Source organism: Paractinoplanes rhizophilus (genome assembly GCF_042664765.1).
Lineage (GTDB): Bacteria > Actinomycetota > Actinomycetes > Mycobacteriales > Micromonosporaceae > Actinoplanes > Actinoplanes rhizophilus.
Window position 1 is genome coordinate 56,344 of record NZ_JBHTBJ010000019.1, and the last position, 12,207, is coordinate 68,550.

General features: G+C 73.5%; 15 protein-coding genes. 9 read left to right on the forward strand and 6 right to left on the reverse strand.

Annotation, left to right across the window (positions count from 1 at the left end):
- Positions 1-14: 14 nt before the first annotated feature.
- The gene (locus tag ACFQS1_RS24065; RefSeq protein ID WP_378972206.1) at positions 15-1,148 is read left to right on the forward strand and encodes an ABC transporter substrate-binding protein; all 1,134 of its coding nucleotides are present in this window, start codon (positions 15-17) and stop codon (positions 1,146-1,148) included.
- A gap of 4 nt (positions 1,149-1,152) precedes the next feature.
- A complete protein-coding gene (locus ACFQS1_RS24070) occupies positions 1,153-1,584 on the forward strand; it encodes an MmcQ/YjbR family DNA-binding protein (RefSeq protein ID WP_378972208.1) in 432 nt (143 codons plus the stop codon).
- On the opposite strand, the gene ACFQS1_RS24075 is transcribed toward ACFQS1_RS24070, so the two are convergent.
- Entirely contained in the window at positions 1,577-2,443 is an 867-nt protein-coding gene (locus ACFQS1_RS24075) for a LysR family transcriptional regulator (RefSeq protein WP_378972210.1), read from the reverse strand. The two genes, ACFQS1_RS24070 and ACFQS1_RS24075, sit on opposite strands and share 8 nt — an antisense overlap.
- Positions 2,444-2,513: 70 nt before the next feature.
- Between ACFQS1_RS24075 and ACFQS1_RS24080 the strand changes: the two genes are divergently transcribed.
- The 5 genes from ACFQS1_RS24080 (at position 2,514) to ACFQS1_RS24100 (ending at position 5,998) form a co-directional block, all read left to right on the forward strand.
- Positions 2,514-3,524: a saccharopine dehydrogenase family protein gene (locus tag ACFQS1_RS24080; RefSeq protein WP_378972212.1), complete on the forward strand. Its 1,011-nt coding sequence runs from the start codon at positions 2,514-2,516 to the stop codon at positions 3,522-3,524.
- A gap of 112 nt (positions 3,525-3,636) precedes the next feature.
- On the forward strand, positions 3,637-4,023 hold the full coding sequence (locus ACFQS1_RS24085; protein ID WP_378972214.1) for a YbaB/EbfC family nucleoid-associated protein: 387 nt from the start codon (positions 3,637-3,639) through the stop codon (positions 4,021-4,023).
- Entirely contained in the window at positions 4,020-4,325 is a 306-nt protein-coding gene (locus ACFQS1_RS24090; RefSeq protein WP_378972217.1) for a type VII secretion target, read from the forward strand. The genes ACFQS1_RS24085 and ACFQS1_RS24090 overlap by 4 nt, the downstream gene beginning before the upstream one ends.
- Positions 4,322-5,533: a CdiA C-terminal domain-containing protein gene (locus tag ACFQS1_RS24095; protein WP_378972219.1), complete on the forward strand. Its 1,212-nt coding sequence runs from the start codon at positions 4,322-4,324 to the stop codon at positions 5,531-5,533. The genes ACFQS1_RS24090 and ACFQS1_RS24095 overlap by 4 nt, the downstream gene beginning before the upstream one ends.
- Before the next feature lie 15 nt (positions 5,534-5,548).
- Positions 5,549-5,998, forward strand: a complete 450-nt coding sequence (locus ACFQS1_RS24100; RefSeq protein WP_378972221.1) for a SitI3 family protein — start codon at positions 5,549-5,551, stop codon at positions 5,996-5,998.
- On the opposite strand, the gene ACFQS1_RS24105 is transcribed toward ACFQS1_RS24100, so the two are convergent.
- The 3 genes from ACFQS1_RS24105 to ACFQS1_RS24115 are packed head-to-tail and all read right to left on the reverse strand — an operon-like array spanning position 5,955 to position 9,141.
- Positions 5,955-6,818, reverse strand: a complete 864-nt coding sequence (locus ACFQS1_RS24105) for an alpha/beta fold hydrolase (protein WP_378972224.1) — start codon at positions 6,816-6,818, stop codon at positions 5,955-5,957. The two genes, ACFQS1_RS24100 and ACFQS1_RS24105, sit on opposite strands and share 44 nt — an antisense overlap.
- A complete protein-coding gene (locus tag ACFQS1_RS24110; RefSeq protein ID WP_378972226.1) occupies positions 6,815-7,687 on the reverse strand; it encodes an SDR family NAD(P)-dependent oxidoreductase in 873 nt (290 codons plus the stop codon). The genes ACFQS1_RS24105 and ACFQS1_RS24110 overlap by 4 nt, the downstream gene beginning before the upstream one ends.
- Positions 7,684-9,141, reverse strand: a complete 1,458-nt coding sequence (locus ACFQS1_RS24115; RefSeq protein WP_378972229.1) for a flavin-containing monooxygenase — start codon at positions 9,139-9,141, stop codon at positions 7,684-7,686. Before ACFQS1_RS24115 ends, ACFQS1_RS24110 begins: the two co-directional genes overlap by 4 nt.
- Before the next feature lie 70 nt (positions 9,142-9,211).
- Between ACFQS1_RS24115 and ACFQS1_RS24120 the strand changes: the two genes are divergently transcribed.
- Entirely contained in the window at positions 9,212-10,249 is a 1,038-nt protein-coding gene (locus ACFQS1_RS24120; protein WP_378972231.1) for an AraC family transcriptional regulator, read from the forward strand.
- On the opposite strand, the gene ACFQS1_RS24125 is transcribed toward ACFQS1_RS24120, so the two are convergent.
- Together ACFQS1_RS24125 and ACFQS1_RS24130 are read right to left on the reverse strand one after the other, a co-directional pair.
- Positions 10,243-10,551, reverse strand: a complete 309-nt coding sequence (locus ACFQS1_RS24125; protein WP_378972233.1) for a DUF4873 domain-containing protein — start codon at positions 10,549-10,551, stop codon at positions 10,243-10,245. The two genes, ACFQS1_RS24120 and ACFQS1_RS24125, sit on opposite strands and share 7 nt — an antisense overlap.
- On the reverse strand, positions 10,541-11,212 hold the full coding sequence (locus tag ACFQS1_RS24130) for a TetR/AcrR family transcriptional regulator (protein ID WP_378972236.1): 672 nt from the start codon (positions 11,210-11,212) through the stop codon (positions 10,541-10,543). The genes ACFQS1_RS24125 and ACFQS1_RS24130 overlap by 11 nt, the downstream gene beginning before the upstream one ends.
- Positions 11,213-11,270: 58 nt before the next feature.
- On the opposite strand from ACFQS1_RS24130, the gene ACFQS1_RS24135 reads away from it, so the two are divergent.
- Entirely contained in the window at positions 11,271-12,170 is a 900-nt protein-coding gene (locus ACFQS1_RS24135) for an AurF N-oxygenase family protein (protein WP_378972238.1), read from the forward strand.
- The last annotated feature ends 37 nt before the right edge of the window (positions 12,171-12,207 follow it).

Here is a 12,207-nt window from a genome sequence, read left to right on the forward strand (position 1 = left end):
GCTTTCAGCCCGCGATGAACGTCTCCCGACGCGCCCTGCTCGGCGCCGCGCTCGGCTCGCTGGCCGCGACGGCGGCCGGCTGCGCCCGCCCGGCCGACCCGGCGACCGGCGGCGCGCCCGGCGAGACGCTCGGCCTGGGCATCCTCGGCACCCGTACCGGCGCCGACCGCCGGCCCATCGACGAGAGCATCCGGTTCGAGCAGGGGCTGCGCGTGGCCGTGGGCTGGGTGACCAGCCGCACCAACCGGATCGGCGCCCGCACGATCAGCATGGCGCGGGCGGACGACCGCAACGACCCCGGCGCCGCGGCGGCCGCCGCCGAGGAGCTGGTCGACCGGGGCTGCCGGATCCTCGTGGGCGGCTTCACCGACCCGGTCGCGCTGCGGCTGGCCGAGGTCGCCGGGCGTCGCCGGGTCCTGTTCATCGCGGCCACCGCGACGGCCGACGAGCTGACCGGCGTCAACCGGTACACGTTCCGCTCCGGGCCGGAGATCACCCAGCTGCTGCTGGCCGCCCGTTCGTACGTGCGGCCGGGCGGCCGGCTCGTGGTGCTCGCCGCCGACCGCGCCCGGGCCGCCCGGGCCGCCTCGATGCTCGGCGCCGCCGCCACGATGGTGCTGCCGGCGGCCACGACGAACTTCGCCGCGGTCCGGCGGATCAGGGCCGCCCAGGTGTACGTCGACTGGCCGCGTCCGGAGCCGCGGCTGTGGACGGCGATCCCGGCCGGGGTCCAGCCGATCACCATCCTCGGCGCCCGGAACACGTGGCACCAGTACGGGACGCACGCCCCGGCGCTGCGGTTCGTGACCCCGTACGTGGACGGCGCCACCAGCAACAACGGGTACCAGGCGCTGCGCGTCGCCGTGCCCGACCGGCGCAGCGACACCGGCCACGCCGAGGGGTTCGCGGCCGGTCAGATGATCGTCCGGGCGTTCCAGTCCGGGGTGCGGGGCACCGACGACATGATCAGGTCGCTGGCGGACCTCGAGCTCAACGGCGTGAAGACCGGGCTGACCGTCCGGGCCGGGGACCACCTGCTGGCGCAGGGGCTGTGGGGTGGCAGGCTGACCTGGGTGGGCGCGTCCGGCGCGCTCACCGCCGTCACGGAACGCGAGTTCACTCCCGACGAGACCACCCCGGCGGTGTGATGCGATGAGCGACGACAACCGGCCCGCGACGGTCGCCGACGTGCACGAGATCGCCGAGGCGATGCCGCACGTCACGGTGGAGTGGGGCAGCGGCGACAACCCGGTCTACCAGGTCGGCCGCAAGTCCTTCGTGTTCTTCCGCACCCCGCGGCCGGACGCGTTCGACCCCGAGACGGGCGAGCGCTACCGGGACGTGATCGTCTTCTGGGTGGAGTCGCAGGGCGACAAGGAGGCACTCGTCCAGGACGAGTCGACGCCGTTCTTCACCACGCCGCACTTCGACGGGCACCCGTCGGTGCTGCTGCGGGCGAGCCGGATCCACGAGCTGACCCGGGGCGAGCTGGCCGAGATCATCCAGGACGCGTGGCTCTCGCGGGCGTCGGCCCGCCGGGCGGCGGCGTGGCGGGCCGCTCAGGAGGCGGGGCCGCTCAGGTAGCGGGTGCGTGCGGCGGCGCGGTGAGGTGTGCCCGCACCGCCTTGCGCAGGTCGTTGAGCAGCAGCCCGCGGTCGCCCGCCCGGGTCGCCAGGACCACGTGGGTGGGCTCGACCCCGTGCAGCGGGATCTCGGTGAGGTCCGGCCGGTAGGAGGCCGACCCGGCGGGCACGATCGCCACCACCTCGCCCGCGGCGATCAGCTCGGCCTTGTCCTCGAGCGAGGTCAGCAGCGGGCCGGTGGCGGTGCTGCCGGCCCGCCAGAACTCGTTCCAGGCCGGGTCGGTGGCCATCCGCGGCAGCGGCTCGTCGGCGATGTCGTCGAGGGTCACCGACTCCTTGCCCGCCAGCCGATGGCTCGCCGGGATGAGCAGCACCCGCGGCTCGGGGTAGAGGACCGTGACGTCGAGGCCCTCGGTCACCAGCGGCAGCCGGCACACCACCGCGTCCACCCGGCGGTCGAGCAGGGCCGGGCGCGGCTCGTTCCACGCCAGGTGCAGCGTGCGCACCTCGGCGTCGGGGTGCTGCCGGCGCAGCTCGGCCATCGCCGGGGTGACGATGACGCCGTGCAGGTAGCCGACGGTGAGCCGGGCCGGCGAGGCGGCGGCGCGGGTGTCGGCGACCGCGACCGCCGCCGCCGTCAGCAGGGCGGTGGCGTGGGTGAGGAAGACCTCGCCGGCCGCGGTCAGGCGGGCGCCCTGCGGAGTGCGGTCGAACAGCCGCGCCCCGGCCCGCTGCTCCAGCGCCCGGATCTGCCGGCTGAGCGACGGCTGGGTGATGTGCAGCGCGGCCGCCGCCCGGCCGAAATGCCCCTCCCGGGCGACCTCCGCGAAGTACCGGACGAGCCGCAGATCCAAGTCCATGCCCGGATCGTATTGCGTGATGCGAAACAGGCTTTGGCGTCCGCCCGGCCCGCCGGGCCACGCTGGCGGCATGAACGAGATCTGGGTACTGGGCGCGGCGGGCCGCACCGGCAGCGCGATCGCGGAGCGGCTCAAGGGCGAGGACCTGGTGCTGGTGGGCCGCGACCGGGCGCGGCTCGCGGAAGTGGCCGCGGCGACCGGCGGCCGGCCCGTGGCAACCGGCGACATCCGCGCGACCCTGGCGGCGGCGATGCCGAAGGTCGTGGTCAACACGATCGGCCGGCCCCTGCCCGACGGCGGCCACCACTATCTGGACCTGGCCAACGACGTGACCACGATCGGCGACGTGCTGTCGCGGGACGCCGCGGCGAAGAACGCCGGGCGCACGCTGGTCACCGGCGCCGGCTTCGGCGTCCTGGCCGCCGAGAGCGCCGTGCTGCGGCTCTGCGCGGGAAGGCCACGGCCCTCGCACGTACGGGTCGATGGTCTTGCCATGATCGAGCCGGTCCCCGGGAAGGTCGGCGAGGCGCTGGCCGGCACGCTGGTCGACGCCCTGGCCGCGGGCGGTCGCCGCTACGCCGGGGGCCGGCTGGTCCGCACCCGCCTGGGCGGCCATCACGCCAAGTTGACGCTGCCCGGCGGCGCGACGGCCGCGACGGTCGCGGTGCCCACCGGCGATCTGATCGCGGCCCAGCGGGCGAGCGGCGCGCCCTCGGTCATCGCGGCCACCTCGGAACTACCCAGTGGGCTCGCCGCCCGGGTCCTGTTGCCGCCGGTCAGCGCGTTGCTGTCGATTCCCGCCGTCGCCCGCTTCGCCAAGCGCCGCCTGGCCGGCCTGGACGCCCCGGCCACGCCCCCGGCCCGCGACCGTTCGTGGGCACGGGCGCAGGGCACCTGGCCCGGCGGCACCACGCGGGAGGTCTGGCTGGAGGCCCCCGAGGGCATGACCTTCACCACCGCGGTCGCGGCCGAGGTGGCCCGCCGCCTGGCCCACGACGAGGGCAGGCCCGGCGCCTACACGCCGGGTGCGCTCTTCGGCGCCGCGCTGGCCGAGGCGGCCGGCGGCCGGTTCATCGAGTGACAGCGGCCGGCGCCCACCGCCACGGGTGACCGGCCGCTTCCTCCGGTGACGCGGGCCGCCGGTCACCGCCACGGGTGACCGGACATGGACGGCTTTCGCTATGCTGCCGGGGATGTTCGACGATCAGTCTTTGGACGCGGCGCTCCAGCGGATCGACGAGTGGGAGCGGTCCGCCACCCAGCGCGCCGAGCAGGCGCAGGAGCTCGCCCGCCGGGCCGCCCAGATCTCCGCGACCGCCCGCAGCCGGGACGGCCTGGTCGAGGTCACGGTCGGCCCCGAGGGGCAGATCCAGCGCCTGCACCTCGACGACCGGATCCGGCAGCAGCCGGCGGCCGAGACGGCCGACCAGATCATGGCGACGCTGCGCAGCGCGCAGGGCCGGCTGGTCCGCCAGTTCGACGAGGTCACCGCCGAGACCGTGGGCGCCGACAGCGAGACCGGGCGGATGCTGATGGATTCGCTGCGCAAGCGGCTGGGCACCGGCGCCGAGCCGGCATGACCGATCACTTCCAGGTCAACGCGGCCTCCCTCACCTCGCACGCCGGCGAGGTCGACGGCATCGGCGACGGCCTCGGCCAGGCCGCGTCGGCCGCGCAGACCGTGCAGACCGACACCGGGGCGTACGGGCAGCTGTGCCAGTTCGTGCCCGCGCTGCTCAACGGCCTGCAGCAGGCCATGGTCGACGGGATGAACACGGCCGCCGGCTCCGCGCACGACACCGCCGACGCCCTGCGCGCCACCGCCGCCGACTACGACGGCGCCGACGCGGGCGCGGCCGAGAAGATCCGGAACACCCGATGATGCCGCGGCCGCCGCTGGTCGCGGTGGCGAACCCCGGCATCTCCGCGGATCCGTGGGCCGGCGTGTGGATCGCCGAGGACATCGAGACGATCCTCGCCGGGGTCAAGAGCGGCAGCTGGATCGACGTCACGCTCGGCGCGGTGTCGGCCGGGCTGGACGCGCTGGCGTTCGTCTCCGACCCGATCGGCAGCCTGCTGCAGTACGGCGTCGCCTGGATCATCGAGCACGTCAAGCCGCTGTCCGAGGCGCTCGACTGGCTGGCCGGCGACCCGGGCCAGATCGCGGCGCACGCGCAGACCTGGCGCAACATCGCGGGCTCGCTGCGCGACCGGGCCGGCGACCTCGAGCGGGCCGTGCGCTGGGACACCGAGGAGTGGAAGGGCGCGGCGGCGGACGCGTACCGGACGTGGACCGGCCAGCAGAAGGACGCCGTCGGCGCGCTGGCCGGCGCGGCCGACACCATGGCGGCGATCACCGAGGGCGCCGGGATGCTGGTGGCGGGCGTCCGGATGATGGTGCGCGACGCGATCGCGGTGCTGGTGTCCCGCCTGATCACGTACGCGGCCGAGGAGGTCTTCAGCCTGGGCCTGGCCACGCCGCTGGTGGTCGAGCAGGTCAGCACCCTGTGCGCGTCGTGGGCCGCGCGTATCGGGCGGTGGCTCAAGGGCCTGATCCGCAGCCTCGAGCACCTGCGCGGCCTCGGCAAGAAGATGGGCGAGGCGATCGAGCTCATCAAAAAGCTGCTGATGAAGCTGCGGCGCGGCAAGGAGGGCGGCGGCACCGTCCCGTCCGGCAAGCCGGACCCCGGCCGCAAGCCGCGTGGCGAGCGCACGAAAGCGCATCCCACCAAGAAGACCGACCGGGGGCTGCGCCGGGAGAACGAGTCGGCCGATACTCTGGCGCAGAACGGGTACGACGTCGAGCAGAACCCGCCGACGAACGCGAAAGGCAAGAACCCGGACTACAAGATCGAGGGCGAGTACTTCGACGCCTACGCTCCGAGCAGTAAGAACCTCGACAACATCCGCGACGAGATCAGCGGCAAGGTCAAGGAGGGGCAGACCGAGCGGGTCGTGCTCAACCTCGATGACTGCCCACGGTCGACGGAGGACATCCGCGGCGTGCTCGAGCGCAAGCCGATCACGAATCTCAAGGAGATCATCGTGGTCAAGGACGGCAAGGTCATCCCGTTCTACCCGTTCTCGTGATCCGCGGAAGGCACCATGGCGATCGAATACACGTACTACAGCGCGGCTGACCTGACGACCGAGGCCCTACGGTCGCAGGTCGCTGCGGTTCTCGGCGGCACGGTCACCGAGGACGGCACGGTGGTGCGGGACGGGTTGCAGACGACCGCCTACCACGCCGATCCGGGTGACGAGGCCGTCGCACCCGGCCTGTTCGGATTCAGGCACCGCATCACGGTGCGGTTCCGGTTCTCCGCGGTGCACCGGGAATTCGAGGAGCACAACACAGCGCTCATGGCGAGCGTCGTGATCGGGCTGGCCGGCGCCGATGGGGTCCTGCTGTTCAACGGCGAGGAGGCGGTCATTCAGGTCACCGGCGGCGCCGTCATTTTCAACGCCGAGTGGGACGACTGGGCGGAGAACCCGGAAACCGCGCCGCTGCTCACGCAGTTCCCGAGCCGGGTGCTTCCGCAGCCTCTGCTCTGAGCAGGGGCCGCACCAGGGCGGCGAAGTCGTCGGGCCGCTCGATCTGCGGCATGTGGCCGGTGCGCTCGAAGAGATGCCACTGGGCCTTCGGCAGCGCCGCCCGGGCCGCGGCCAGGTGGGCGCACGGCAGGACATGGTCGCGGTCGCCCCACACCAGCAGGGTCGGCTTGTCCTGGGCGGCCACCCGGGGGAGCAGCTCCGAGCGCCAGCCGGCGGCGATGCCGCGGAAACCGCCGAGGGCCTTGGCGATCTCGAGATAGACGGCGGCGAAGTCGGGCTGGCGGGCGATCCGGATCGCGGTCTCGATGCGCTCGGCGGTGACCATCGCGCGGTCGGCGAACAGGCTGCGCTCGACCCGCGGCGCGGTGTGCCGGTCGATGTGCGACAGCAGGTACCGGCCCATGCCGGGGATCGCCAGCATGCGCAGCGCGAACGTCACCTCCTTGCCGAAGCCGGCGCTGTTGACCAGGGTCAGCGTGGACACCCGGCCGGGCTCGTCGACCAGCATCCGCATCGACACCGCGCCGCCCAGGCTGTTGCCCATCAGGTGCACCGGCCGGGTCTCGCCCAGCGCGTCCAGCGTGGCCCACACGCCGTCCGACAGCGACACCAGCGTCGCCGAGGCGGGGTGGCGCTGGCTCAGACCGAAGCCGGGCATGTCGATGCTGATCACCCGATGGGTCCCGGACAGCCGCGGATGCTGGGCCGCCCAGTCCTCGAGGCTGCGGCCGATGCCGTGCAGCAGCACCACCGGGGGCGCGGACTCGTCGCCGGTCGCCTCGAAGCGGATCCGCGCGTCGCGCACGTCGATGTAGCTCATCGGGCCACTCCCTGCGGCGCGGCGGCGCGGGGGCCGCGGGACGCCCGGGCCGAGGTCGCCGCGCGCACGATCCGCTCGTGGCCGACGGGCAGCACGTGGGCGAGGAGGTCCGGCACTTTCGCGCTGGACGCGATGAGCACGCGGGCCTTGCGCTTGGCGACGCCGTCCAGGATCTGCCGCGCGGCCTTGTCCGGCGGGTACGTGAGAAGTTTCGCGAAAAGTTTCCGGTTGGGTTCCACCTCCTCGGCCGGCACGCCGCTGCCGACCGGGGCGTTCTCGGCGATCCGGGTGCGGACGCCGCCCGGGTGCACCGTGGTCACCCCGATCCCGTCGTCGGCGAGCTCGGCGTGCAGCACCTGGCTCAGCCCGCGCAGGGCGAACTTGCTGGCGCTGTATGCGGACTGCCCGGCCGGCGCGATCAGGCCGAACAAGCTCGACACGTTCACCAGATGCGCGCCGGGCGCGGCCTTCAGCGCCGGCAACAGCGCGTGGGCGAGCAGGAAGGGCGCGCGAAAGTTCACGTTCATGACCCGCTCGAACTCGTCGACCGTCACCTGGTCGAAGCGCCCGCCGAGCGCCATCCCGGCGTTGTTGATCAGCAGCCCGAGCGCGGGATGCTCGGCGAGCACCTGGGTGGCGAGGTCGTCGACGGCGGCGCGGTCGGCCAGGTCGGCGACGAGGGTCTGCACCGACCGGCCGGGGTGCACCCGGTCGATCCGGTCGGCCACCTCGCGCAGCCGGACGGCGTCGACGTCGACCAGCACGAGGTCGCTGCCGCGGCCGGCCAGGCCGTAGGCCAGCTGCTCGCCGATGCCGCTCGCCGCGCCGGTCAGCACCGCGGTGCGGCCGGGGAAGAGGTACGGGGTCATGAGGCGATCTCCTCCAGGGGGGCGGGAGCGGGACGGCGGGTGAAGGTCATGGCGCGGGTGACGTCCGCGCGGGGCAGCGACAGCGCGTCGCTGAGATAGTTCTGGCGCACCAGCCATGGGTCTTTCGCGCCCTGCCGGGGAAACTTGTCGAGCGCGCGCCGCACGTACCCGGACGAGAGATCGAGCAGGGGACGGCCCTGCCCGCCGGTCTCGTCCGGCGCCGCCACCGCGTAGCCGTGCCGGTCCATGTGCTTGAGCAGGCGCAGCACGTAGCGGTGCACCAGATCGGCGCGCAGCGTCCAGGACGCGTTCACGTAGCCGATGCAGTAGGCGAGGTTGGGCACGCCGCTGAGCATGATCCCGCGGTAGGCGGTGTGGTCGCCGATCTCGACCGGCGTGCCGTCGACCGTGAGCCGCACGCCGCCGATCGGCAGCAGCGACAACCCGGTCGCCGAGACGACGATGTCGGCCTCGAGCACGCGGCCGGAGCGCAACCGGATCCCGTCGGGCCGGAAACTTTCGATGTGGTCGGTGACGATCGACGCGGTGCCGGCCCGCAGGACCTCGTACAGGTCGCCCGACGGGATAACGCAGAGACGCTGGTCCCACGGCTCGTAGCGCGGGTTGAAGTGCTCGTCGACATAGGCCGGGTCCTTCAGGGCGCGCACCGCGAAGGAGCGCAGGATCTTCCGTACCCGGGCCGGCCGGCGCCGCGCGAGCTGGTAGAAGCCCTGGGTGATGAGGATGTTCTTGGCCCGGGCGATCCGGTTGGCCGCCCCGGCCGGGAGCACCCGGCGCAGCCCGTTCGCGATCACGTCCCGTTCCGGCAGCACCGTCATGTACGTGGGGGAGCGCTGCAGCATCGTCACGTGCCCGGCCTCGGCGGCCATCGCCGGGACCAGGGTGACCGCCGTGGCGCCGCTGCCGATGACGACGACTTTCTTGCCCGCGTACTCAAGGCCGGCCGGCCAGAACTGCGGGTGCACCAGCCGCCCGGCGAACTCCGCCATCCCCGGGAAGTCGGGCTGGAAGCCGGCCGCGTAGTCGTAGTAGCCGGCGCACGCGTACAGAAAACCGCAGGTCAGCGTGGCGCCGTCGGCCAGCCGGAGGGTCCACCGGTCGCCGGCCCAGTCGGCGGTGACCACCCGCGAGCCGAAGCGGATGTGCGGCATGATGCCGCCCTCGGCCGCGGTCTCCTCGATGTAGCGGCGGATCTTGTCGCCGGGGGCGATCGACTCCGGCTCGCGCCACGGCCGGAACGGATAGCTGAGCGTGAACATGTCCGAATCGGATCGGACGCCGGGATAGCGGAACAGGTCCCACGTGCCGCCGATCGCGTCGCGGGCCTCCAGGATCGCGTACGTCTTGCCCGGCATCTGCTCCTGCAGCCGCCACGCCGCGCCGATCCCGGAGAGGCCGGCGCCGATGATCAGGACGTCGAAATGTTCGGCCATGGTGGCAGTCTCGTCAACCCCGCCGCCGGCGGACTTGCCTTCGCGCGACACTCATTTATCCTTTCGCGACATGGGAACGATGGTGCGGGCCGCCGGGCTGCGCGGACTCCCCGGCCTCATCGACGAGCTCGACGGCGACGGCCGGGCGCTGCTGGCGCGGCACGGCGTCGACGCCGCCCTGCTCGACACCGACGACGCGGTGATCCCGTCGCTGTCGGCCGGCCGCATCCTCGAGGCGGCCGCCGCCGACCGGGACTGCCCCGACCTCGGGCTGCGGCTGGCGGCGCGGCAGGGCATCACGGTGCTGGGACCCCTCGCCATCGCGATCGAGAACTCGGCGACCCTGGGCGAGGCGCTGGACTGCGCGACGCGGTTCCTGTTCGTGCACTCGCCGGCCCTCACGATCACCCAGGTGCCGGACCCCGCGGGCCGGCCCGGCGTGGTCGGGCTGCGGTACGGCTCGACCGAGCTCGAACCAATGCCGCCGCAGGTGTGCGACAACGGGCTCGGGCTGCTGCACCGCATCACGGTGCTGCTCGCCGGCGGCCGTTACGGCCTGCGCTCGGTGCACCTGACGCACGGTCCGCTGGCGCCGGTGGCCCGGTACACCGAGTTCTTCGGCGCGGACGTCCGCTTCGGGGCCGAGTCGGCCCTGCTGCGGGTGCCGGCCACGGTGCGGGACGCCAAGGTCAGCGGGGGCAACCGGGTGCTGCGCGAGGTGGCCCTCGAATACATGCGCAACCATTTCCACGCGCCCGAGCAGCCGCTCGCCGACCGGGTGCGCCGGCTGGTCACGCAGTCGCTCGGCACGTCGCCGGTCGGCGTCGCCGCGGTCGCCCGGCGCCTGCAGCTCCACCCGCGCACGTTGCAGCGCCGCCTGGCCCTGGACGGGACGACGTACGAGAAGCTGCTCGACGACGTGCGCCGGGCCACGGCCCACCGGCTGATCACCACGACGGACATCCCGTTCGCGCAGATCACCGCGATGGTCGGGCTGACCGAGCAGTCGGCGCTGACCCGCGCGGTCCGGCGCTGGCACGGCCGCAGCCCGCGCGACCTGCGCCGCGCGGCCCTGTGTCGCGCGGCCCTGCGTCGCGCGGCTCAGTGAAACCACGGCGGCGTGCCCGTGCCGGAGAGCCGGACCCCGCCCCACGGGTCCGGTTCGCTGAGCCGGACGGTCGTCTCCGGCGCGCCGGGGATGGTCAGCCTGCCCTCCCGCAGGCCCGCGCCGACCCGCGATCGCAGGCCCTCGTCGGGGGTCGTGCGGCCGGCCCAGCGGAAGCGCCCCTCCACCGGCTCGAAGCGCGCCGACAGCCGGATCGACACCGCGAGGTAGTCGTCGCCGACGCGCAGCGTGGCCGGGCCGCGGTACTCCTCGCCGGGCAGGTGCGGCTCGTGGTCAGGATCCATGCCTGGTCTCCTCCTGGTACGCGGCCAGGCCGCCCGGGATGTCGGCGGCGTGCTTGATGCCGGAGACGCCGCCCCACAGGAACGTCGTCAGGTAGTCGCCGAGCGCCTCGCGGCTGATCGGCTGCTGCCGGCGCAGCCACCAGTCGCCGACCGCCTGGACGTAGCCGACCACCCCGTACGCCCACGGCAGCGCGGCGCCGGAGTCCAGGCCGCGCGCGCGTAGCCGGTCGCCGAAGATGCGGGCCAGGCCGCTCGCGACGGTGTCCACCACGTCGGCCACCACGTCCTGGTGGCGGGTGATGTCGGGCTGATGCACGACGAACTGGTAGAGGTTGGTGTCGCCGGCGATGTGCGCCAGGTACGCGTCGATCGCGGCGGCGATGACGTCGCGCTCCTCGCGCACCCGGGCGACGGCCGGGGCGATCGCGTCCAGGACCATGCCCGCCGCCTCCTGGCCGACCGCCAGCCACAGCTCGGACTTGTCGGCGAAGTAGCGATAGAGCACCGGCTTGCTGACGCCGGCGCGCGCGGCGATCGCGTCCATCCCCACCTCGGGGCCCAGCTCGCGGATCGCCTCGATCGCGGCCGCGGTCAGCTCGGCCCGGCGCTGCTCGCGGTGGCCGGCCCAGCGGCCCTTGCGCCCATCGGTGTCGCCCTTCATAGTACTAGAAGTAACTGTTACTTGAGGTAACGTCAAGTACGTCACAGGAGGGCGACTCATGACGACGACGGACCGCGACCGTGACCGCACCGCCACCCGCCTCCTGCGCTCCTCGGCCGAGCACTCGTACGACCCCGAGGTGGAGATCGACTGGGCGGCGCCGTTCGCCCCGGGCCGGTACTTCGTGCCCCCGGAGCGCTCCAGCCTCTACGGCACGCCGCTGTGGGAGGGGCTGACCGAGGAGCAGCGGATCACCCTTACCCGGCACGAGGCGGCGAGCATCGCCGGGCTCGGCGTCTGGTTCGAGACGATCCTCATGCAGCTGCTCATCCGCGGCTACTACAAGCAGGACCCGACCGCCGCTCACGCGCAGTACGCGCTCACCGAGATCGCCGACGAGTGCCGACATTCGGTGATGTTCGGCCGGATGATCGACAAGCTCGGCACCCCGGTCTACCGCCCCGCGGGCATCGACGCGTTCCTCGGCAAGTGGATCGCCGCGACCGGCACCGGCCCGCGCATGTTCGCCGCCATCCTGATCTGCGAGGAGATCCTCGACACGCTGCAGCGCGAGGCGATGGCGCACGAGCGGGTGCAGCCGCTGGTGCGGATGCTCAGCCGGATCCACGTGGTCGAGGAGGCGCGGCACGTCCGCTACGCCCGCGCGGAACTGGCCCGCCAGGTGCGCGCGGCGGGCAAGGGCCGGCTCGCCTTCGACCGGCTGGTGATCGGCCGCGCGGCGTACCTGTGCGGCACCCGCCTCATCCACCCTGGCGTCTACCGCTCGGTCGGCATCGCCCCGCGGGCGGGCCACCGGGCCGCGATGGCGAACCCGCGCTTCCGCGAGACTCTGCGCTGGGCGGGCGAGCGCGTCGTGGCGTACCTTGACGATCTTGATCTGATCGCGGGCGCGGGCAAACCGCTCTGGCGCCGGTCCGGCCTGCTCCCGGCAGCCTGAGATCGACGAGCGTGTGCCGGCTGGTCGACCTCGTTCC